This window comes from Acinetobacter sp. JADD-222, assembly GCF_049310645.1.
The window spans coordinates 100,130-121,571 of record NZ_JBMOWI010000003.1 but is presented as its reverse complement, the minus strand read 5'-3'; the positions used below and the strand labels follow the sequence as shown (position 1 = coordinate 121,571).

The 21,442-nt window shown below is 38.4% G+C and carries 19 protein-coding genes; 8 read left to right on the top strand and 11 right to left on the bottom strand.

Annotation, left to right across the window (positions count from 1 at the left end; genetic code table 11):
• Positions 1-6: 6 nt before the first annotated feature.
• The 5 genes from ACO6UW_RS04350 to ACO6UW_RS04330 all read right to left on the bottom strand — a co-directional run bounded on the left by ACO6UW_RS04350 (position 7) and on the right by ACO6UW_RS04330 (position 5,848).
• A complete protein-coding gene (locus ACO6UW_RS04350; RefSeq protein ID WP_057062132.1) occupies positions 7-1,554 on the bottom strand; it encodes a hypothetical protein in 1,548 nt (515 codons plus the stop codon).
• Between the two features lie 554 nt (positions 1,555-2,108).
• Complete coding sequence (locus ACO6UW_RS04345) at positions 2,109-2,273, bottom strand: hypothetical protein (RefSeq protein ID WP_000854552.1); 165 nt, start codon at positions 2,271-2,273, stop codon at positions 2,109-2,111.
• Between the two features lie 109 nt (positions 2,274-2,382).
• Positions 2,383-3,387 (bottom strand): formylglycine-generating enzyme family protein, encoded by a 1,005-nt coding sequence (locus ACO6UW_RS04340; protein WP_057062133.1) that lies wholly within the window; start codon positions 3,385-3,387, stop codon positions 2,383-2,385.
• On the bottom strand, positions 3,384-5,060 hold the full coding sequence (locus ACO6UW_RS04335) for an arylsulfatase (protein WP_057077305.1): 1,677 nt from the start codon (positions 5,058-5,060) through the stop codon (positions 3,384-3,386). Before ACO6UW_RS04335 ends, ACO6UW_RS04340 begins: the two co-directional genes overlap by 4 nt.
• Before the next feature lie 170 nt (positions 5,061-5,230).
• Positions 5,231-5,848 carry a rhomboid family intramembrane serine protease gene (locus ACO6UW_RS04330; RefSeq protein WP_002117778.1) on the bottom strand — a complete coding sequence of 206 codons (618 nt, stop codon included), beginning with the start codon at positions 5,846-5,848 and terminating at the stop codon, positions 5,231-5,233.
• 158 nt (positions 5,849-6,006) lie between these two features.
• Here ACO6UW_RS04330 and nfuA point away from each other — a divergent pair, with 158 nt between their 5' ends.
• Entirely contained in the window at positions 6,007-6,645 is a 639-nt protein-coding gene (gene nfuA / locus ACO6UW_RS04325) for a Fe-S biogenesis protein NfuA (RefSeq protein WP_002117617.1), read from the top strand.
• A 169-nt stretch (positions 6,646-6,814) separates the two neighbouring features.
• A complete protein-coding gene (locus ACO6UW_RS04320; RefSeq protein WP_057062135.1) occupies positions 6,815-9,079 on the top strand; it encodes a TonB-dependent siderophore receptor in 2,265 nt (754 codons plus the stop codon).
• Between the two features lie 23 nt (positions 9,080-9,102).
• Here the strand turns inward: ACO6UW_RS04320 and ACO6UW_RS04315 are convergent, their stop codons facing one another.
• Both ACO6UW_RS04315 and ACO6UW_RS04310 read right to left on the bottom strand, forming a co-directional pair.
• Positions 9,103-10,110 carry a hypothetical protein gene (locus tag ACO6UW_RS04315; protein WP_057062136.1) on the bottom strand — a complete coding sequence of 336 codons (1,008 nt, stop codon included), beginning with the start codon at positions 10,108-10,110 and terminating at the stop codon, positions 9,103-9,105.
• A 26-nt stretch (positions 10,111-10,136) separates the two neighbouring features.
• Entirely contained in the window at positions 10,137-11,162 is a 1,026-nt protein-coding gene (locus ACO6UW_RS04310) for an alpha/beta fold hydrolase (protein WP_057062137.1), read from the bottom strand.
• A gap of 284 nt (positions 11,163-11,446) precedes the next feature.
• Here ACO6UW_RS04310 and ACO6UW_RS04305 point away from each other — a divergent pair, with 284 nt between their 5' ends.
• Positions 11,447-12,061 (top strand): carbonic anhydrase, encoded by a 615-nt coding sequence (locus ACO6UW_RS04305; RefSeq protein ID WP_002117769.1) that lies wholly within the window; start codon positions 11,447-11,449, stop codon positions 12,059-12,061.
• A 35-nt stretch (positions 12,062-12,096) separates the two neighbouring features.
• Here ACO6UW_RS04305 and ACO6UW_RS04300 read toward each other — a convergent pair whose 3' ends face one another.
• Positions 12,097-12,720 (bottom strand): arylesterase, encoded by a 624-nt coding sequence (locus ACO6UW_RS04300; RefSeq protein WP_005075467.1) that lies wholly within the window; start codon positions 12,718-12,720, stop codon positions 12,097-12,099.
• Positions 12,721-12,764: 44 nt separating this feature from the next.
• Between ACO6UW_RS04300 and ACO6UW_RS04295 the strand changes: the two genes are divergently transcribed.
• Together ACO6UW_RS04295 and ACO6UW_RS04290 are read left to right on the top strand one after the other, a co-directional pair.
• Positions 12,765-13,457: an ABC transporter ATP-binding protein gene (locus ACO6UW_RS04295; protein ID WP_005070633.1), complete on the top strand. Its 693-nt coding sequence runs from the start codon at positions 12,765-12,767 to the stop codon at positions 13,455-13,457.
• A gap of 3 nt (positions 13,458-13,460) precedes the next feature.
• The gene (locus ACO6UW_RS04290; protein ID WP_057062138.1) at positions 13,461-15,920 is read left to right on the top strand and encodes an ABC transporter permease; all 2,460 of its coding nucleotides are present in this window, start codon (positions 13,461-13,463) and stop codon (positions 15,918-15,920) included.
• Between the two features lies 1 nt (position 15,921).
• Here the strand turns inward: ACO6UW_RS04290 and ACO6UW_RS04285 are convergent, their stop codons facing one another.
• Positions 15,922-16,731, bottom strand: coding sequence for a rhomboid family intramembrane serine protease (locus tag ACO6UW_RS04285; protein ID WP_065388107.1), 810 nt, complete (start codon positions 16,729-16,731; stop codon positions 15,922-15,924).
• A gap of 76 nt (positions 16,732-16,807) precedes the next feature.
• Between ACO6UW_RS04285 and mtgA the strand changes: the two genes are divergently transcribed.
• Both mtgA and ppk1 read left to right on the top strand, forming a co-directional pair.
• Positions 16,808-17,485, top strand: coding sequence for a monofunctional biosynthetic peptidoglycan transglycosylase (gene mtgA, locus ACO6UW_RS04280; RefSeq protein ID WP_002117784.1), 678 nt, complete (start codon positions 16,808-16,810; stop codon positions 17,483-17,485).
• 105 nt (positions 17,486-17,590) lie between these two features.
• Complete coding sequence (gene ppk1 / locus ACO6UW_RS04275) at positions 17,591-19,669, top strand: polyphosphate kinase 1 (protein WP_002117516.1); 2,079 nt, start codon at positions 17,591-17,593, stop codon at positions 19,667-19,669.
• 60 nt (positions 19,670-19,729) lie between these two features.
• Here ppk1 and ACO6UW_RS04270 read toward each other — a convergent pair whose 3' ends face one another.
• Positions 19,730-19,858, bottom strand: a complete 129-nt coding sequence (locus ACO6UW_RS04270) for a hypothetical protein (protein WP_081037648.1) — start codon at positions 19,856-19,858, stop codon at positions 19,730-19,732.
• A gap of 57 nt (positions 19,859-19,915) precedes the next feature.
• On the opposite strand from ACO6UW_RS04270, the gene ACO6UW_RS04265 reads away from it, so the two are divergent.
• Positions 19,916-20,500, top strand: coding sequence for an SPOR domain-containing protein (locus tag ACO6UW_RS04265; protein ID WP_057062140.1), 585 nt, complete (start codon positions 19,916-19,918; stop codon positions 20,498-20,500).
• A 29-nt stretch (positions 20,501-20,529) separates the two neighbouring features.
• On the opposite strand, the gene oxyR is transcribed toward ACO6UW_RS04265, so the two are convergent.
• Entirely contained in the window at positions 20,530-21,438 is a 909-nt protein-coding gene (gene oxyR, locus ACO6UW_RS04260; protein WP_002117503.1) for a LysR family transcriptional regulator OxyR, read from the bottom strand.
• Between the last annotated feature and the right edge of the window lie 4 nt (positions 21,439-21,442).

The following is a 21,442-nucleotide window of genomic DNA, read 5'->3' as shown; positions in this document are numbered from 1 at the left end:
ATCAAATTATTTTTTAGATGATTTTCTAAAAGGGAGTTTTTCGGTAGCAAAACCATAAATTGCGGCAAAAGGTAGGGCAGTTCGTGCTAAATAAGCGACACGCCATAATCCACCATGATTGGCACCTTCCATCACAAGTTCAAGCGGATGGTCTAAGACAGTTTCAGGATTCGCCACAGAAGACTCATTTCTTAAGTCATGAATCCAGAGCGCCGCCATAATGGCATTGGTGGTTTCAGGACTAAATGCTTCTACATCGAAAAGTTCTGCGCCATTAAAAGCTGCTTTCAATAATGGATTTTTAGTCACTGAATGAGTTGTTGTCGATGGTGCAATATTAATGCTGACACGTTGTCCTTGATGGCGGGCCAAAATAGCACGCCATTGTTGAATACGCTTTGCCAAAGCATAGTTTGGACCTTGTTCAACCACTAAGCAGTCGGCAATACCATAAGTTTTTCCATTTTCACATGTAACCAAGTCTTGGTATGGCGCTTGAAAAAAACGATTGAGCGAAAGAGCAGAAACGCCTTTTACTGCCAATTTTTGCATTTTTCTGCGGGATTTAAATTTCTCTTGAGCAGCCTCTGCAACTTCTTTTGGTACTGCATAAACATCGGTTGGAGTACACATAAACATAAGGCTTGTATCAGATTTATGCTCGCTCACAAATTGCATAATGCTATCCATTGCCATGGAAACGCGGACATGCTTTTCACCATCTAAATAGGCGATTGCTGCCAAATCTAACTTTTGTGGAAACTGCACCAGCCACTGTGCTATTTCTGGTAATTGAGTCAGTAAATTTGCACCCAGCTTATCTTTTAACTCAGAAGCTTTTGCTGACGAATCAACGGCTTCAACACATGGTGCAATGAGTGTTGCATTCCCTTGTTGAATCGTATTTAAGATTTTGCCCCAGACTCGTGAGTTTGGTAAATCTACAGCAACAATATTTGCTTTCCATTTGGCTAACCAAGGCAGTGGTCCTGCTTCTGAGGCTGCACCAAACAGCACCATCGTACGGTCAGACAAATCGAACCATTCAGGATGAGCAATAGCTTCACGAAGTGCTTTTGCATGACTTGGCTCAATAATACCAGCCTCTTCCCAGCGTTGAATCTGGTCTAATAAGCTTTGTCCACTCAGCTTTTGTCCTTTATAGGGAACATACCACTCTGGTGCTGCGTCACTTTCACCTTTAAGTTTTACTGTATAGAGAGGAGTTGATGAAGCAATATGAACTGCATCTTTTAAAAGGTAGTGTTTACCATCACGATAATAATCAAAAATATGGTGAGCTTTATGCAATCCTTGCTTCGCAATAGTAATTGGCTTGTTGATATTAGAAATCCCTTGTTTAACAAGAGCTTTAAAATATAAAGGATAGTTTTTTCGCCAGTTTTTTTCATTCAACACTTGTTGTGCGGTTTTATTATCTACAATAGATAAGGCCTCTGACAAAATCTCTTGGCCTGTAAGAGATGTACTTTGTTTTTTTGTTGAGGCGTGTACCGGAAATTGTAGACCTTCGACTTGACTTGTGCTGGACATAAAATATCTCGTTTATACGACTGGGTTAATATACATGTGTATACATTATCTATGCCAATGAAAGGAAACGAGTGGCAATAACTGACAAAATAATATTGATTATTTATGTGATGAAACGTGAAAGAGAAAGTTATTATGATAAATTCATCTCATTTTGGCCTTAATTTTTTTCACATTTTTAGAACATTTTTATAGACTTACGTTACATAAATGTTTATTTTGTATTAAGCAAATACATCAGTATTAACCTGAAGGTAAATTGTTCAAAATGTATCAATAATAGAGATACAGAAATGATTAAAAACTAGACTTTTTTCTTAAGCGGTAAGAAAAGTCAAACGGAATAAGAAAGAATTGGGGTGAAACTAGATAGAAGACAACGTAAGATTGTCTTTTAAAAATCTTGGGGATATGGTGATTTTTTTACACCATAATTTTCTAGTTTCATCCCATCTATTTTTGGGCTGGAACCCTCCATTTAGTATTCAATTCATCACTTGATTGAAGCCTATTTCTTTAGAGTAACTTCAAAATTACTTTAAAAGAGGGTATTTCTAACAACGTCCTTTTTTAGCTTGTCCTGGTGGGCAAAAGCCTCCTGGATGTCCGTAATATGGTGAATCAGGGTCAATCACAATACTACCTTCAGGTGTATGGACCGCACAGGCTGATAGTGACATTGTGAAAATTGCTGCGGCACAAAGAAGTAAAGTTTTCATCTTGTTCTCACTTTTTTATCATTCTCACTTGTACTATAAAAACATTTTGATTATTTTTCGATCTAATTTTGGTTAAAAAATATCTTTAATAAGTCGAATTAAGTAGAAATTAAGGAGACCGTAAAATAGTCCGAAATCCAACATGTGTTGCAGCTAAATCAAAATCTTGTGGATAACGGCTACTGCTACGATAACGTGAACAATAATTTTGTGCACAAAGAAAAGATCCACCTTTAATTACATATTGAGTGCTGGTGATTTGTTGTTGACGTAAATCAGAATAATTTCCCATATGCTGGTCATGAGCACCTTGATAGGGAGATGATGTCCATTCCCATACATTTCCAATCATATCAAATAGTTTGAAATTATTTGCCGTAAAACATCCAACGGGTGCAACACCTTTAAAGTGATCTTGATTTAGGTTTTGAAAAGGGAATTCGCCTTGCCAGTAATTAGCTTGCGGATGTTGATGTTCATCAGTAGGGGCCTGATGTAAAGGGGTATCAGTTTTTGAATTGGCTTTAGCTGCATATTCCCATTCTAGTTCTGTTGGTAAATCACGTCCTAGCCACACTGCATAATGTTCAGCATCATTTTTACTTACATACCTTACAGGCTCATTAGGATTTGCTATAGCTCCAGTACCGCCGTTTGGCGTCTTCCATGTATACCCTGATTTTAGCTGCCACCATTGCTGTGGGTGATGAGGGTCTGGTGAGAAAACAGCAGCCTGTTTTTGTTTTTCGGCATCGGTAATATAGCCAGTTGCTTTTACAAAACTTGCAAACTGAGCGACCGTAACTTCAGTTTGGTCAATCCAAAATCCTTTGACTTCGCGCTGCTTTTTTCCAAAATTAAGTTCATCGGGATAGGCCTTTTCAGAACCAAAGTTAAAATCTCCATCGGCAATTAAAACCATTCCTGCTGTAGGCTGTTTGAGCCAACCCTGAGGCAGACCAGTATAGTTTTGACACTTTTCAATAGATCCTAAATCAGCTAAAGATGTTTGCTGTTGCGTCGAAGACCTAGATTCAGAAAATTTTGAAGATTCGCTACAGCCTGTCATAATAGACAGGCTGATTGTGGTAACTAAAAATGGCTTCAATTTCATTTGGCGTTATATTCCTGCACACCATTTTTTTCAGTATATTTTTGATAGACCGATAAGAGTTCTTGAACTTTTGCAGGATAAAGCTGAGCAACGTTTTGTCTTTCACCGCGATCTAATTTAATGTTGTATAGCTCCCAAGTCCCTGTGCCTAATTCAGGCCGCCCTTGAAGTGCGATTTTCCATTCACCTTGTTTTGCATATTTGCTGCCATGCAGCTCATCGGCAAAGCTAAAATTTGCAGGGCGAATAGTATCGGTTTTGTTTTCAAGCAAAGGTTTCCATGAAATTCCAGATGGCGTATTAATGGCCCGGCCATTGTATTGACCTTGTGGTACTGGAATATGAGCATATTCTAGTAAGGTAGGGAAAACATCGAGTACAGATGCAAAGCTATGATTTGTCTCTTCCGCTTTTTTCTGATTTGGTAATTTCACAATAGCAGGGGCAGTCGTTGCGCCTTCGCCCGCCGTATCTTTCCATAAGTGGAAAGGTGCCGCACTGACTTCGGCCCAACGTGGCCCAATATAGTGATATGAAGTAGGTGTACCAACATTGGCTACTGAGTTATCAAAACCAGATTCACTGCCATATCCGCCACGTACAAAACCTTCTGCGCCATTGTCTGAAACAAAGAAAATTAAAGTATTGTCATAAAGATTATTTTGTTTGAGATATTGAATAATGCGGCCGACATTGGCATCAAGATTTTCTACCATACCCGCATAGATTTCCATCTTACGAGCTTCTAGTGCCTTTTGTTCGGCTGTTAACTCATCCCATTTCCCATATTTTTGTGGAGCATTTTGAGTCGCAATTGGTTCTGCTGCATCAAAGTTTGCAGGAATAATTCCAAGCTGTTTTTGTCTAGAAATGCGGGCATTACGAATTGCATCGTAACCTACATCATAAACTCCGCGATATTTTTCACGATATTCAGCTGGGGCTTGAATTGGCCAGTGAGGCGCCGTATAAGCAGCATAAGCAAAGAACGGTTTGCCACTATTTTTGCCTGAATCTAAGTAGCTCAGTAATTTGTCGGTAAAATAGTTGGTAGAGAAAAAGTCATCAGGCAATGCCGAAGTTGGAATAATTTGCCCATCTTCTGTATAAGTTGAATTTCGTTTAAAGGCACTTGGAGCTTGTTTAAAATGATGGTCTAAACCTTGTAATAAGGTAAATGAATGATCAAAACCCTTAGCATGTGCATTGCTTTCAGGGGTTAAGCCTAAATGCCATTTACCACTAATATACGTGCGGTAACCATTGTCTTTAAGTACTTGGGCAATCGATAAAGAACGTTCGTTTAAATAGCCTTCATAACCTGGTTGTCCCTTCAAATGCTCTGGGGTGAGTTCCGCCATTGCCCCAATACCAGCTAAATGATGATCAGTACCGGAAATAAGTTGAGAGCGTGTTGGCGAACAGGTCGGGGCAGTATGATAATCCGTTAAAAGGCGACCTTCTTGAGCCAGACTATCAATATTAGGGGTGTGAATTTCGCCACCAAAAGCCCCTAAATCTGAATAGCCTAAGTCATCAGCCATAATAAATAAGATATTGGGTTGCTTAGGCGTACTTACGACATTTTCTTGATTATCGTTGTCATTACATCCAGCCAAAGATAAGCTAAATAAGGCAATAGAAAGGCTAGATAAAATTGCTCTGTACTTCATTGTATCATCTGAATTATTAAAAGAATTGGCATGAGTTTAATCAGATGGTTTTTGCAAACAAAACAACGAATTGATCAAAGAAAATCAGAAAAAAGACTGAGAATTTATGCAGATAAATAAATCAGAAAAAAAGAAAAGCCCATAACGGGCTTTTCTTTGATTTATATCGTTTAGAAAGGAAGACGGGTAAGCTGGTCTAAGAAATGTGGAATAACTTTAGGTTCAAGTAAAATGGTTACGATGATCCCGTAAGCTGCACCCCACAAATGAGCGCTATGGTTGATATGACTATTACCTCGCTTACCAGCCCAAATACTGTACGCCACATATAAAATAGCGAAAATAATAGCGGGTACAGGAATGAAAAATACAAAGATAAGTTTCCACGGTTGGAATAGGATATAAGCAAATAAAACCGCTGAAACAGCACCAGAAGCGCCTAGACTGGCCCAGTTCGCATCATTTTTATGTTGTAAATAGCTTGGCAAAATCGCAAAGATTAAGCCACCTAAGTAAAACAACACAAAACCCATATCATAGAAATATTGGCGATAAAAACTTTCAATAATACTGCCAAAGAAAAACAGGGTAATCATGTTGAACAGTAAATGTGTTCCGTCGGCATGGATAAAGCCATGAGTAATGAATCGATCAATTTGTCCACGTTGCATTGCAGGCGGCCAAAAAATCAATCGGTTCATTACATTTTGATTGCTAAAAGCAAGTAAAGAGATAATGACCGTAATAATAATAAGAGTAACTGTATGGTTAAACGGCAAATGCAACATAAGAAATATTTAAAAAATGATCAATACTGAGCTCAATAATGCCATTAAAAACTTAAGTTGAAACCCTGTTGTGTATAAATCCGACAAATTTAGTTGATTTTTTTTAAATCCACCTCATCTTCGGTTAATATAAAGGCATCAGCTTGAGGAATATTGTTATGTCGACTGAGAACACCAACACTGCTGTTGCAGAAGAAATTCCAAACCTTTTGATTACACCATCTGCACAAGAGTATTTGCACGATTTACTAACGAAGCAAAATACTCCGGGAATTGGCGTTCGAATTTTTGTTGAGCATCCGGGTACGCCACGTGCGGAATGCTGTATGGCATATAGTGCGCCAGAAGAAGTGATCCCAACGGATTATAAGCAGGACTATCCTGATTTTCCTGCGTATATTGATGCGCCATCTATTCCTTATCTTTTAGATGCCGTAATTGATTACAACAAGGACCGTTTTGGTGGTCAGCTCACTTTCCGTGCTCCAAACTCTAAAGTTCCACGTGTTGGTCCAGATGCTTCGATTGAAGAACGTATTACTTACATTCTTCAGGCAGAAATTAACCCAGGTCTTGCAGGGCATGGCGGAAATTGTAGCTTGGTAGAAGTACAAGATGATCCAGAACACGGTTTAACTGCTGTATTGAAATTTGGTGGTGGTTGCCAAGGTTGTTCTGCAATTGATGTTACCTTGAAACAAGGTGTAGAAACTACTTTAAGAGAGAACATTCCTGAGCTTCAACGTGTGGTTGACCAAACTGACCATACGCAAGCAGAAGGTGCTTACTTCAAATAATTAAATTATTTGAAAAGTGAAATAAAAAAGCCTCGCAATGAGGTTTTTTTATTATTCAATATAAATAATGATAATTATTATCAATATCATTTGTAATTTTATTTATCTTTGTTACAATGCGGAACTGAAAATGAGAGATGTTTAATAAATCAATATATTGGGAATACTTATGTCGAAGCGTATTATCCAGTCAGTGCTTTCTGTTTCAGTACTGGCAAGTATGATGTCTATGGCTTATGCTGCACAAAATGAGCAAGAACAAGCTGAAAAAGCATTAGAAAAGCCTGCTGAACCTGTGAAATTGGAAACAATTTTTGTAACAGCTGAAGAGCAGGTGAAGCAGTCGCTCGGTGTATCAGTAATCACCCAAGAAGATTTAGAAAAACTACCAGTTCGTAATGATATTTCTGATTATGTGCGCCGTATGCCTGGTGTCAATTTAACAGGTAACAGTGCAACAGGGCAGCGTGGCAATAATAGACAAATTGATATTCGTGGAATGGGGCCCGAAAACACGCTTATTTTAGTGGATGGAAAACCAATTAATTCTCGTAATTCAGTCCGTTATGGCTGGAAAGGAGAGCGTGATACACGAGGTGACTCAAACTGGGTACCAGCAGAAGCAATCGAATCGATTGAGGTTTTACGTGGTCCAGCAGCGGCTCGTTATGGTTCTGGTGCGGCAGGTGGTGTGGTTAACATCATTACTAAAAAAGTGACTAATGAAACCCATGGCTCAGTAGAGTTTTATACATCGCAACCTGAAGACTCTAAAGAAGGTGCATCAAATCGTGTTGGTTTTAACGTAAGTGGGCCACTGATTAAAGATGTTTTGTCTTATCGTTTATATGGTAATTACAATAAAACAGAAGCTGACGATGTTGATATTAATAAATCAATTGGTAGTACCGCAGCGGGGCGTGAAGGCGTTAAAAATAAAGATATTTCAGGCCGTTTAGCTTGGCAGGCAACAGACCAGCAAACTGTTTTGCTTGATGTCTCTTCTAGCAAACAAGGTAATATTTATTCTGGTGACTCTCAGTTAAATGCAAATGCGGAAGCTGATGCGATTCTTTCGGAACTTATTGGTAAAGAAACCAATACTATGTACCGTGATAGCTACGCATTAACCCATGAGGGTGATTGGTCTTGGGGTAAGAGTAAACTCGTTGCTCAATATGACAAAACGCATAATAAACGCCTTCCAGAAGGCCTGGGCGGTAGTACAGAAGGAAAAATTAATAACCTTGATGATAAAGCCACTTCACGTTTAGAAACTCTTCGATTTAATGGTGAAGCCAATATTCCTTTTGAATATTATGTACCACATGTATTAACACTTGGTACCGAATGGGTTGAAGACAGATTTAAAGATAATGTGTCGACAAATCAAGGGAAAGACAGTAGTGGTTCAGGCTATGGCGATCAATTGGCTAAAGGCGATCGCAGTAAAATGGAGTCACGTATTGCTTCTGCATATGTCGAAGATAACTTGAAACTCACAGACAGTACAGATATCGTGTTAGGCCTTCGTTTTGATGACCATAGTAAATCTGGTTCTAACTGGAGCCCAAGCTTAAATATTACCCAAAGACTTAACGATTATTTCACTTTAAAAGGTGGGGTAGCAAAAGCTTATAAAGCACCGAATATGTATCAAAATGCCGAAGGGTATTTATTAAGTACAAATGGTAATGGTTGTCCGGCCAATATTGAGTCACGTTGCTTGTTGCAAGGTAATGGTGATTTAAAACCAGAAACTTCGGTAAACAAAGAGCTTGGTATCCAGTTCCAAAAAGATATCGTGAATGCAAGCTTAACTTGGTTCCGCAATGACTATAAAGATAAAATTGTGGCTGGTACAAACGTTGTTGGAACAGTTGATGGTTCAAGCACAAATGCAAATACAGGAGCTGTGACCAATACTAAGTGGAATATCTTACGTTGGGAAAATACGCCTAAAGCATTAATTCAAGGTTTTGAAGGAAGCTTAGGATTAGATTTCGGTGATATCCGCTGGACTAACAACTTTACGTATATGATGGATTCAAAAGATAAACAAACAGGTAATCCATTATCTTTAGTTCCAATCTATACAATTAACTCAATTTTTGATTATGACATCACAGATCAGTTAGATGTGAATTTTGTATTTACTCAATATGGTCGTCAAAAATCACGTCAGTTTGCAGAAAGTAGAATCGAATCTGGTATTGGTTCAGGTGGAGCAAATTCTGCGCTTAAGCCAAGTACTGTAAAAAGCTATAGTACCGCTGGAATAAATGTCGGTTATAAATTTTCAGACAATATAAGTACGCGTGTTGGTGTGAGCAACTTGTTTGATAAACAAATTTTAAGAGACAGTAATTCAATCAGCCAAACTTATAATGAACCAGGTCGAGCTTATTACGCTTCTTTAAAATATTCTTTCTAATCAACATAAATAACAAAGGCGCTCTAAGCGCCTTTGTTATTTAAAATATCTAATGCTTTTTCAGAATAATAAAACTTCTCTAAGTACACACGGGCACGACGTCTTAAATGTCCTATTGTAATTAACTGCTGTAATACAGGCACAAGTAACGTGGTCAGCTCATGTTGCACTAAGCTTTCATCGATATTGAGGTCACGAAGTAACAAGTCAAAACTACGCTCTTGATTACGTGCATACCAAGTATAGATACCATCATGTACTTGCTGTTTTAGATAATCAGTTTGACGAATGTGGTCCCAGATTTCATGTCCTAGGCCAACCGTTTTTGATAAGTCTTGAGTTTCTACATAATTTTTTAAAACAGAAAGTGGCATAGTTTTAACTTTATGCCAAACATTTGCCTGAAAATGGTAGAGCTTATCATTGTCAAAATGTTGGTTTAAAACACGCTCACTCATTTGGCTGAGTTTTAAAATATTCTTTTGCAAATAATGATTAATCGTATCGTCCAGATTTGAATCGGTTACTGTTTCTAAAACAGATTTCCCCATTTTCATAAAACGACCTACACCTGGTACACGCTTTGACATTGATTCATCTAAATAATCATGCATTGTTTGCTGAATCAGTTGCGTGAGCAGGACCGAAAAAGCAGGATTATTCACAATCGTTTTAATCAGTTTTTTACGGTGCTCTTCTTTACTTGCAACGTATTGTGCAATTCGGTCAATCGTTAAAACAGGAATAACATCTTCAACAGTTGCGGTTTCATTTGCAGGATGAATCAATGCAAAGCGAATATGCTCAGCAATTTGTTCAATCAGGAAATCAGAAGCAGGCGTATCTAAAATCTGCTTTTGAATGAGCTGTTGAATTTGTTCAAAAGTCCACAGATGTTGTAATTGCCGACTCCCCAACCAATGATAAAATTGCTCAAACTCTTGCTGGATCACCTGAGTCTGAGCAAATTGCTCATCTAAAAAATCTAGATGAGCTTCAATAAGTTTTTCAATAAGTGGTTGGGTAGACATAAGGTCTCACAAGTCCGAAGTTTTATTTAAGGTGTGGTCGTTTTTGACGACTGATTTGTTTCTACTTTAAGTAAAAACGGTAGATATTGTTGCATAACCAACTGTTCAGCTTCCAATATTGGCATATGACCTACATTTTCTAGAATAACTGGAGGCTGAGCATTCTTTAAAAGTCGTTTTAGTTCACTTGCTACTTCGACATTAATAATCTTATCTTGTTTGCCCCATAGAATGAGCGTCGGTGCATCGATCGTTTTGGTAAGTACTGCAAAGGAGTCTGGTGTATAGACTTTATTAAGTGCAATCAATTGATCAACCAGTTTTTGTGTTTGAGGCGCCTGATCAATCATCAACTTTTCTTGAGCTTGAAGAAACTCTTTAGGAATAAACGGAGGATTAAACATGGTTTGTTTTAATAAATAATTAAAGTCACCTTTTTTAGACACTAAAAGTTGTTTGAGGTAAGCAGGATCTTTTAAATAAATTGTATTGGCTGAGCGAAAAATACCGCCGCTATCTACTAAAAATAAACTTTTGGTTTCAAATGGATACTGTCCAGCATAGAGTAGGGCAATAGATCCGCCGAGTGAGTGCCCAGCAATATGAATTGGACCTTTTAAATTTGCAGCCTCAACAAAGCGACGTAATTTTTCAGCAAGATTTGGTACTGAATAATCGAAGTCTTGGGAAACGATAGTTTCACCACTACCCGGTAAATCAGGAATAATGACATGATAATTTGTGGTGAGATAACGAGCCACTCGGTTCCAGTTATCACGGCTACCCGCTAGGCCATGAATAAGGAGTAAAGTCGGTTTTGTTGTAGAGCCGCCTTCGCTATATGACCAAGTCACATCACCGACTTTTAAGCTTTTACTTTGTAGACCTGCCCAGCTACGTTCTTGCTGTAACACATTCTGGAATGTCACATCAATATTATCGGCTGCCTGTGTTTGAGAAATACTCATCACTGACGATACGCTACAAGCCAAAGTCAGTGCGGTAGCAGTTTTTTTCATAGAGGCCTTAATTGATGTGGACAGCCTTGTCATAGATTTCATCCTTGAAGCTTGAGCGAGTTTGAAAAATTATTGAAAAACTTTGCCAATGAGTCATTTGCCAAATGTTTGGAATGAAGAAAATTATAGTCAATCCGAGAACCAAAGTATGTCTATTTTTTCACTAAACAGTAGCGAATATGCAGTGAGCTCTACATTAAAGCAGGTTAAGTATTTTTAAATTTTTTCATAGAAAAGGATTTATTTTTTGTCAGTGACATTCAAATTTTGACACATTAAAATGATTTCCAACCTTGAAAAAACAATGGAAATATAAAATGCCTACTGCGCAAGAAGTTTTAGATCGTCTGAAAGCCGGTAATCAACGATTTGTAAATGGAAATACTTCCCTTGCAAAAACCTTATCTCATCAAGAACGCGCTGAAATGGCAAAGGATCAAAATCCGTTTGCAATTGTACTTGGCTGCTCAGATTCTCGTGTTCCAGCAGAGATGGTATTTGACCAAGGTCTTGGTGACTTATTCGTAATCCGTGTAGCTGGTAATGTGGTTGCACCTTCACAAGTCGGTAGTGTTGAGTTCGCAGCAGAGCGTTATGACTGCCCAGTTGTAGTTGTATTAGGACACAGCCATTGTGGTGCGATTCAAGCAACAATTGATACGTTAATGAATCCTGATCACCCGCCATCATCTAACCTAATGTCGATTGTGAACCGCGTTCGTCCATCAGTTGAAATTTTAATGCAGACTGACTTAAAAAATGATTTGAAAAAATTATCATGTCATGCGGTACGTTCAAACGTTTTTGCTTCTGTAAATCAATTACGCCATGGTTCAGCGGTGTTAGAGAGCCTGATTGCAAAAGGTGAATTAATTGTTGTTGGTGCAGAATATTCACTCGAAACAGGTGAAGTTACTTTTTTTGATTTCTGATTATATTAAAAAGAATGCTTAAAGATAAAAGGTGCCTATAGGGCACCTTTTATATATGGGTAAGCTAAATTAAGTAGTTTTGACTGCGCTTGAGCATTGGGATGAATCAAATCATTTTGCATAAGCTGTTTTTGACCAGCAACACCATCTAGAAAAAACGGTAGTAGTTTCACCTGATATTTTTGACTTACAACTTTATAATTATTTTCAAAAGCTTTGCTATACGCAGCCCCATAATTTGGCGGAATCTTCATGCCAAAAAGAATAACTTTGGCTTTTTGTTTCTGGCTTAATTGAATGAGCTGATCCAGATTTTTTTGAATCATTTGAGGCGGTTGACCACGCAAGCCATCATTCCCGCCTAATTCAATCACGACCACATTCGGCTTATAGGTCTGTAATAACTTAGGTAATCGAGCTAAAGCACCGCTAGTCGTTTCTCCACTAACACTTGCATTGACCACTTTGTGTTGTTTGGGATACTGTTGGTCTAAACGTTTTTGCAGTAATTGTACCCAACCTTGTTTGGGATCAATTCCGTAACCGGCACTAATACTATCTCCTAAAATTAAAATAGTTTTCGCCGATACAAGCATGGGCAGCATACTTAATGAGATGAGCATGATGCTTTTAGAACCAATCAAAAAAGATTTATACATTTGTACTTCGACCCTGATTCTGAATACATAGGACTTTTCACATCATGCCACAACCCATCATTGCTGCCCATCAAGTTACACAAACTATTCAGATTAACCAAAATCAGTTTACGATTTTAAAAGATATTGATTTAGAGATTTTTGAAGGGGAACAGGTAGCAATTACGGGACGTTCCGGCTCAGGTAAATCAACCTTACTAGGAATTTTGGCGACTTTAGATCAACCGTCTGAAGGAGAAGTCTGGTTGTGTGGTCAAGCTGTTCATCAGTTAACAGAGGAACAACGTGCCCAAATCAGAATGCAGCATATTGGTTTTGTATTTCAGTCTTTTCAACTTCTGCCTCAGTTGAGTGCGCTTGAAAATGTGATGTTACCTTTACGATTACGTAAAGACTTTGATTATAAAACAGCGGAGAAAAAAGCTTTAGATTGGTTGCATCGAGTAGGGCTGAGTCGTCAAGTTGAACAAACGCCTAAAGTCTTATCTGGTGGCGAGCAGCAGCGTGTAGCCATTGCACGAGCTCTTATTGCAGAACCACAAATTATTTTTGCGGATGAACCGACTGGAAACCTAGATGGTCAGACAGCACAAGAAATTGAAAGCTTGCTCTTTGATTTAAATCGAGAGTTAGGTACGACTCTGATTTTAGTCACCCATGATCGTAATTTAGCATCCCTTTGTCAGCGTCATGTTGAGTTAGATGATGGCCGACTAAAGACAGTACAGGGTGGTTAAACTATGCGTAATCTTCTCAAACCACTTTTGCTACAGAGTTTTCGTACGGGTGGATTATATCTACTCATTATTGCTTTATCGCTTGCGATTAGCGCAACGACAGCCCTGAAGTTTAGTAATGACCAAGTTAAAAATGCAGTCAGTCTGCAAGCTTCACAAATGCTGGGTGCTGATTTAGTTCTGTCGAATAACGAGCCTATCGAACAGCAGTGGAAAAAGAAAGCTGAGCAGCTTGGTTTAAAGCAAACTAATGTCACTATATTTAGCTCGATGGCACATACCCAAGATCAGTTTGTCATGGTGAATGCAAAGGCAATTGAGCCTTTATTTCCACTCAGAGGACAGTTGGAAATTGAACCAAGTGCTAAAGCGATTCAATCTGGTGAAGTTTGGCTAAGTCAAAGAGCAGCCGATTTACTTAAAGTAAAGCTAGGAGATACTGTTTCTATTGCTGATGGTACCTTCCGTTTTAGTGGCGTGATTGTGCGTGATTCAAATCAGGAGCTCGGTTTTTCGGGCTTTTCGCCAACCGTTATTATTCATCAAGCCGATATTGCTAAGACTCATGCGATTCAGACAGGGAGCAGAATTGACTATCGTTTATTAATGGCAGGTAGCCCTGAACAGGTTCAGTCATTTTCAAAGCAATTTAAGCAACAGCATCAACCTTCTAAAGATGTAGATGAAACGGCTGGCTTGCGTTTACGTGATGCAAGTGAATCGAACAGTAGGTTATTACGTCCGCTTGAAAATTTAGATACCTTTTTGCAATTGGCCAATATTTTAACGATTTTATTGTGTGGTATTGCCATCGCTTTAACGAGTCAAAGATATGTTCAACAAAACCAAGATCACATTGCACTTATTAGATGTTTAGGTGCCAGTAAGTTCCAAATCTTGTGGGCATATATTGGATTGCTTTGTATTGTCAGTGCGATTTCAATTGTGCTAGGAAGCCTATTAGGTTTAATCATGGGGTTTGGTCTGCTGCAACTTATGCTGCAATTGATTCCTCAATTAGAGTTAAGTTTTTCGGTTGTACCTCTTTTAATCGGGCCTTTACCAATTGCGATTTTTACCAGCGTGATTGTGCTGCTTGGTTTTATTTTGCCAAGCATTTGGGAGCTTTTAAATACACCTCCAATTCGTGTTATTCGGGAGCAAGCCAAATCTCGCAAATCTTTATTCTTCATGTTTTTTGCAGGAATCACTAGCCTAGTTGTTTTTAGTTTGGTGTTGAGTGAAAACTTAATGCTCAGCATTCTGGTTTTGGCGGCAATTATTGTTCTTTGTATTTTGCTTTACACCGTTGTTTGGCTATTGCTTCGTAGCTTAAAAAAGCTGAAAAATCGATTGTCTTTTTATATTCGTTCGCCATCACAAAGCGCCTTACAAATTACCGCATTGGCTTTAGGCTTAAGCCTCATTACGGTACTCAGTGTATTAAGAACAGATTTATTAGAGCGTTGGCAGCAACAACTTCCAGAAGGGACACCGAATCAATTTGTTTATGGATTACCTCCATTTAATTTAAAAGCATTTGAGCAACAATTAAAACAGAATGGCTGGCAAAGCACGCCGTTATATCCAAATATTCGTGGCCGATTGTTAGCTAAGAATGATGTGCCTTTTTCAGAAGAGGCTATAAAGCAAAATAATTCTTTGCGCCGTGAACTGAATTTGACTCAATCAAATCTACTACCAAATGACAATGTCATTACAAATGGTCAAGCCCAGTTTAATGGCGTAGGGCAAGTTTCAGTCGAAAGTAAAACTGCCGAAAGTTTAGGAATTCAAATTGGAGATAAGCTTACTTTTAGTTTGCCCGAAGGCAACTTACAGGCCAAAGTTGTGAATTTTCGGAGTGTCGAGTGGGAAAGCTTTAGCCCTAACTTTTTCTTTATTTTTTCACCTAAAACCTTAGACGAAAATGCTGGAAGTTATTTAGGTAGTTTCTATGTGCCTAAGCAAGATCAACCAAAAATGATCAATATTATTCAGCAGTTCTCAAATACAGTATTTATTGATGTTGACCGGATTTTAGATGAAGTAAAACGTTTAATGAATGTTTTGGTCAAAATAGTAACTGTTCTAGCGGCATTAGTTGGTTTTTCTGGAATACTCGTTTTAATTGCATGTCTAAATTTATTAATGGATGAGCGACGCCGTGAAGTTGCTTTACTACGCTCATTTGGTTTATCTAAAAATAAAATGAAGCAAATGCTCAGTTTTGAGATTGGGTTTTTAGGTTTGTTAGCAGGCATAGTTGCCTGCTGTTTTGCAGAAGTGATTAGTGCGATCGCAAGCTATAAAATGAATATGGCAATACAGTGGCATATTGAAATCTGGCTGATTTTACCTCTTGGCATGATGCTGGTTTGTGCCCTGATTGGTCGTTATCGACTAGGCTATCTCTGTAATTTGCCACCTTTACAGAGTTTAAGAGAATTAAACCAATTGTAGTTTAAGGAATAATGTCAGGGTTCTGGATGATGATTTCATGCCAGAGTGGAAGTAACGGTGAGTTGATTTGTACACAGTACATATAAAAACCACCCGTAATGATTACTGCGCCTAATAAGCCTAAAATTTTAAGTATAGTTTTTAACTTGCTGACATAGCTTAAGTACCACATCAGTGCAAGGAATGCTCCAATAATCATGCCGCCAATATGCGCGGCATTATTAATACCCGTTGCGACAAAGCCAAAAACAAGGTTGATGGCCATAATCATTAATAATGCTTTTTTATCGAGTATGTAGGCTTGATGTGGAAGCGGTGGAAATAAGGAAAGAACGGTTAACGCAGCACCTAATCCCATCACGGCACCCGAAGCACCTGCACTGACATGAGGAAGTAAGCTTTGATCGAAATGTTGCAGTAATTCATGTCCATTTTGAATAGTCATATAGCTACTGAGAAGGCTACCAAATAAGCCAGCAAGTAAATACAGGCTTATAAAATAGAAGCGACCAAATAGTGACTCAGCAACATTACCGAAAATATAGAGGGCCCACATGTTAAGCATGAGGTGAACAAGACCAAAATGAAAAAACATACTGGTAAATAAGCGTTCAGGCTGTCCAGTAAAAGTAAGTGGTGTAAAATCTGCACCCCAATGAATAGCATCTTTCATGGCTGGGTCGCTAATATCGACACCAGTTGCAATTTGCCAAACAAACAAACCTACGTTAATCAAGATCAATAAGGCGGTCAGCCACCAAGTTTGTACATTGAGTTTACGATTAATGTGCGGAGGCTGATATTGAGTCATGCTATGCTTTTGTTATATATGAACATGCTTAACAGCTTAACATGAAAAAAGTTGAATACAGGAGATCAGGACGAACATGAAAGCTTTTATTGTTCGCGTGTTGTTAATTTTTATTGGGGCAATTCTCCTTATTCAACTTTGGATTTTCTCAAGTTTGGTTTGGTGGCGTACACATGAAGTTGATACCACCATGTTTATGCGAATTGATTATTGGTCAGATACCTCAGAGCCGATCATTCATGAATGGCTTGACTATGATGATATTAGCGACAATTTCAAGCATGCGATTTTAGCTGGGGAAGATGCAAAATTTATTCATCACCATGGTTTTGACTGGGATGGCATTCGTTTTGCTCTAGAGCGGAATAATGAAGAAGGAGAGGTTGTTGCGGGTGGTTCTACTGTGTCTCAACAACTGGCAAAGAACTTGTTTTTATACAATAAGCGTTCGTTTATTCGAAAAGGCCAAGAAACTATCGCAACTTGGATGATGGAGCGGATGTGGTCAAAACGCCGAATTCTTGAGGTATATATGAACTCTGTTGAATTTGGCAAAAATCGATATGGTGTAGAAGCAGCCGCGCAATATTATTATGGTAAAAGTGCGAGAAGCTTAACGCGCGAACAAGCTGCTTTTTTGGCCGCATTATTGCCTGATCCGAAATATTATCAAGATCACCGCAACGATCGTAAACTACAATATAGAAAACGCGTTATTCTACGTTATATGAATAGCACCCAGATTCCTGAATAATGATGTTTTAAAGATGTGTAAATTTTTTAGTTTTTACCAAATTGTCATATTTTTGCAGCATACTGTTTTATAGAGATTTTGGCTGGATAGAGAATTGAGTTAGACATGAATACAGCGATTACACCAACGACCCCAACAGAATATAGTTATAATGACCGTTATATAAATCGTGAACTGTCTATTCTTGACTTCCATTTGCGTGTATTGGAGCAAGCGGTAGACCCTTTACATCCATTACTTGAGCGAATGAATTTCTTGCTCATTTTTTCTCGTAATCTAGACGAGTTTTTCGAAATTCGTGTTGCGGGGGTGATGGAGCAATTTTCTCTGGGCAATGAGAGTCGTAGCCCTGATGGTTTGACACCAAGACAAGTCTTACAAAAAATCTCTGAAACTGCTCATGCTGCGATTGAACGTCAATATCGTATTTTAAATGAAGAAATCTTACCTAAGTTACGTGAAGAAGATATTTGCTTCCTCCGTCGTGGTGAACTAACGCCAGCACAGTCAGCTTGGATTAAGAAGTATTTTCAAGAACAAGTTGCACCTGTATTAACCCCAATTAGCTTAGATCCAGCGCATCCGTTCCCACGTCTTGTAAACAAGAGCTTAAACTTTATTATTACCTTAGAAGGTAAAGATGCTTTTGGCCGTCAAATTGATTTAGCTGTGGTTCCAGCCCCACGTTCATTACCTCGCGTTGTCCGCCTGCCAGATGAGTTAACAGGTGGTAAAGAACATCATGTCATGCTATCTGCAATTATCCATGAGCATGTGTCCGATTTATTCCCTGGAATGACAGCAACGGGATGTTATCAATTTCGTGTTACACGTAATGCAGACTTGGCATTAAATGAAGATGTTGAAGATTTAGCTAAAGCTTTAAAAGGTGAATTAAGTTCTCGACGTTTTGGTCGTGCTGTTCGCTTAGAAGTAACTCATAACTGTCCGCAGCATATTTACGAGTACTTATTAGAAGAATTTGATTTAACTGATGAGCAATTATACAAAGTTGATGGCCCTGTAAACTTGGCTCGTCTGGTTTCAAATTTTAAACGCCCTCATTTGCGTTATGACTCACATACGCCGGTTGTGCCTAAAGTGTTTAAAAAGACCGAGAGCATTTTCTCTGCAATGCAGAAGCAAGACATTCTGCTTCATCATCCGTTTGAATCTTTCGCTCCCGTGATTCAGCTACTTCGTGAAGCTGCTCGCGATCCACAAGTATTGGCAATCAAGCAGACGCTTTACCGTAGTGGTGCTGACTCTGAAATTGTACAGATTTTGGCGGAAGCAGCGCGTAATGGAAAAGAAGTGACCGCAGTTATTGAATTGCGTGCCCGCTTTGATGAAGAATCAAATATTGAAGTAGCTAACGTTTTACAAGAAGCGGGGGCTGTCGTTGTTTACGGTATTGTTGGTTATAAAACTCACGCCAAAATGATTATGGTGGTGCGCCGTGAAAACAACAAACTTGTACGTTACGTTCATTTAGGCACTGGTAACTACCATGCAATGAATGCTCGAATTTATACCGATTATGGTCTTATGACGACCGATAAAGATCTGTGTGAAGATGTGCATCGTATCTTCCAAGAACTAACGGGTATGGGCAAAATGGCGAAATTGAAAAAGCTATTACATGCACCATTTACCTTACATGCTCAGCTCATCAACTTTATTGATGAAGAAATTGCCAATGCTAAGGCAGGGCGTAAAGCTCAAATTATTGTGAAAGTGAATGCCTTAACGGAAGTTCAATTGATTAATAAATTATATGAAGCATCTCAAGCGGGTGTTCAGATTGATCTGATTATTCGTTCTATTTGCTGTTTACGTCCAGGTTTGCCTAACTTATCAGAAAATATTCGTGTACGTTCAATTGTAGGGCGTTTCCTTGAACATACTCGCGTTTATTACTTTAGCAATAATGGCGATGCGCGTATTTACTGCTCAAGCGCAGACTGGATGGATCGTAATTTATTTAACCGTGTTGAAGCATGTTTCCCTGTGGAAGATCCTGCATTGAAAAAGCGTATTTATCAACAAGGACTAGTAAACTATTTGCAAGATAACCAGCAAGCTTGGTTGTTACAGTCAGATGGTACTTGGGTGCGTGCTGAGCCAGCAGAGGGTGAAAAATTGCATAATGCTCAAAGAGCACTATTAGAAATGATTAAATAATAAGTTTTAAATTTAATTAAAAAAGCCGACAAAATGTCGGCTTTTTTAATTCAATGAAATTCAAAATAATTTAATTAGTTTTTCTAAATGGTTGTTGGGTAAACGATAATAATTTGAAGCACAGCAAGATGTTTTTAAAATATGTGATTTTCCCCATAAAACATTGAATTTTAAAAATATACAAATCATGTGAAATCTACTTTAATACGCCGCATTAAATATACTTAACTTCGGTAAATGAATAAGATGCAATGCTTTATTAGAAATTTACTTATTAGAATACTTTTGGGGATAATGCCAGTGACCGCCTACGCAGATCAGAAGTGTTATGGGGATATCATCGTATTTCAAAGGTTTGATGATCAAGCGATATATCCTTATTTTGCGCCTGTTTCCAATGATAAAACTAAAAAGAGGGAGGTTAGGAATAAAACAATAATCATCCAAAAAAGAAAACAAAAGCAAGATGAGTTTTTAGCGCAAAAGAAAAATGAGGAAGTTCACACAAAAGAAGAAAAAAAAAATTCTGAAAATAAAAAACAACTTGATGCTGCGATCGCTAAAGAAATTTTGGAAAATGGTGAAAAGAAATGGATGGTACAAGTTGCGCTAGCTTCTAATCAAAATAAAGCCAATAGGATTCAATCACAGCTTGAAGCAAAAGGCTATAAAGTCGTAACCAGCTCAACCACTAAAGGAATACGAGTCATGATAGATCCAGCCAACGACTATGCTATAGCACAGATTATTAGAGAAAAAATTATTGCTGATAATAGTTTGAATATGCAATCTGCTTGGGTGTTTAAGTGGGCATCCCTTACACCTCAATAAAATAAAAAGGAGTCCGAAGACTCCTTTTTTTATTCATGTAAATTCGTGGTGATTTTCTGCATAATTTGCAGTAACACGTCGAATTCACTTTGTAGCGGCGTACTTTTACGAGTGACTAGCGCTAAAGTGCGGCTTGGAGCATCTTCAATTGGTTTTGCAGTAATTTGATCATTAAACTTGATCATACTATTTTCAATTGCGATCTCTGGTAAAAGCGTAAAGCCTAAATCAGAAGAAACCATTTCAACTAAAGTTGGTAAAGAGCTTGCTTTTAAACGGTTGTCGTTTTTACGTTCACCGATAGGGCATGCACTTAAAACGTGGTCACGTAAACAGTGGCCTTCTTCAAGCAAAATTAATCTCGATAAATCAAGATCATCTAGTGAGTTTGCTTGCAAAGCATTTGTATCTTGCTTACTACATACAAGGTACAAATTTTCTTTCGAGATTTCAGCGACTTTTAGACCTCTAGTATCAAACGGTAGAGCAAGAACAATCATGTCTAGATTACCGTGTTCTAGACGCTCTACAATTTTTTCACTTTGAGCTTCATGTAGATGCAACTGAATTTTAGGTAACTGCTGATGCACTTCATCAAGTAACCGTGTCAGGATAAAAGGTGCAATGGTTGGGATAACTCCCAAATGCAAATCACCTGTTAACGGTTCACTCATTTCACGGCTCAATCGCATTAAATCTTGAGCATCTGCTAGTAATACACGGGCACGAGCAACAACTTGTTCACCCAATGGTGTTAAACGCACATTCTGACGGTCACGCTCTACCAGAACGCCACCTAATAATCGTTCAAGCTCCATGATGCCGCCTGATAACGTCGATTGCGTGACAAAAGAGCGGCGTGCTGCTTCAGTAAAATGCAAAGTTTCCGACAACGTAACTAAATATGATAGCTGTCTTAGTGAGGGTAATGCAGCCATAGTG

Bases quoted from the DNA above. Each gene is read 5' to 3' on its own strand.
- ACO6UW_RS04350 (WP_057062132.1), bottom strand. From the start codon at position 1,554: ATGTCCAGCACAAGTCAAGTCGAAGGTCTACAATTTCCGGTACACGCC.
- ACO6UW_RS04345 (WP_000854552.1), bottom strand. From the start codon at position 2,273: ATGAAAACTTTACTTCTTTGTGCCGCAGCAATTTTCACAATGTCACTA.
- ACO6UW_RS04340 (WP_057062133.1), bottom strand. From the start codon at position 3,387: ATGAAATTGAAGCCATTTTTAGTTACCACAATCAGCCTGTCTATTATG.
- ACO6UW_RS04335 (WP_057077305.1), bottom strand. From the start codon at position 5,060: ATGAAGTACAGAGCAATTTTATCTAGCCTTTCTATTGCCTTATTTAGC.
- ACO6UW_RS04330 (WP_002117778.1), bottom strand. From the start codon at position 5,848: ATGTTGCATTTGCCGTTTAACCATACAGTTACTCTTATTATTATTACG.
- nfuA (WP_002117617.1), top strand. From the start codon at position 6,007: ATGTCGACTGAGAACACCAACACTGCTGTTGCAGAAGAAATTCCAAAC.
- ACO6UW_RS04320 (WP_057062135.1), top strand. From the start codon at position 6,815: ATGTCGAAGCGTATTATCCAGTCAGTGCTTTCTGTTTCAGTACTGGCA.
- ACO6UW_RS04315 (WP_057062136.1), bottom strand. From the start codon at position 10,110: ATGTCTACCCAACCACTTATTGAAAAACTTATTGAAGCTCATCTAGAT.
- ACO6UW_RS04310 (WP_057062137.1), bottom strand. From the start codon at position 11,162: ATGACAAGGCTGTCCACATCAATTAAGGCCTCTATGAAAAAAACTGCT.
- ACO6UW_RS04305 (WP_002117769.1), top strand. From the start codon at position 11,447: ATGCCTACTGCGCAAGAAGTTTTAGATCGTCTGAAAGCCGGTAATCAA.
- ACO6UW_RS04300 (WP_005075467.1), bottom strand. From the start codon at position 12,720: ATGTATAAATCTTTTTTGATTGGTTCTAAAAGCATCATGCTCATCTCA.
- ACO6UW_RS04295 (WP_005070633.1), top strand. From the start codon at position 12,765: ATGCCACAACCCATCATTGCTGCCCATCAAGTTACACAAACTATTCAG.
- ACO6UW_RS04290 (WP_057062138.1), top strand. From the start codon at position 13,461: ATGCGTAATCTTCTCAAACCACTTTTGCTACAGAGTTTTCGTACGGGT.
- ACO6UW_RS04285 (WP_065388107.1), bottom strand. From the start codon at position 16,731: ATGACTCAATATCAGCCTCCGCACATTAATCGTAAACTCAATGTACAA.
- mtgA (WP_002117784.1), top strand. From the start codon at position 16,808: ATGAAAGCTTTTATTGTTCGCGTGTTGTTAATTTTTATTGGGGCAATT.
- ppk1 (WP_002117516.1), top strand. From the start codon at position 17,591: ATGAATACAGCGATTACACCAACGACCCCAACAGAATATAGTTATAAT.
- ACO6UW_RS04270 (WP_081037648.1), bottom strand. From the start codon at position 19,858: ATGATTTGTATATTTTTAAAATTCAATGTTTTATGGGGAAAATCACAT.
- ACO6UW_RS04265 (WP_057062140.1), top strand. From the start codon at position 19,916: ATGCAATGCTTTATTAGAAATTTACTTATTAGAATACTTTTGGGGATA.
- oxyR (WP_002117503.1), bottom strand. From the start codon at position 21,438: ATGGCTGCATTACCCTCACTAAGACAGCTATCATATTTAGTTACGTTG.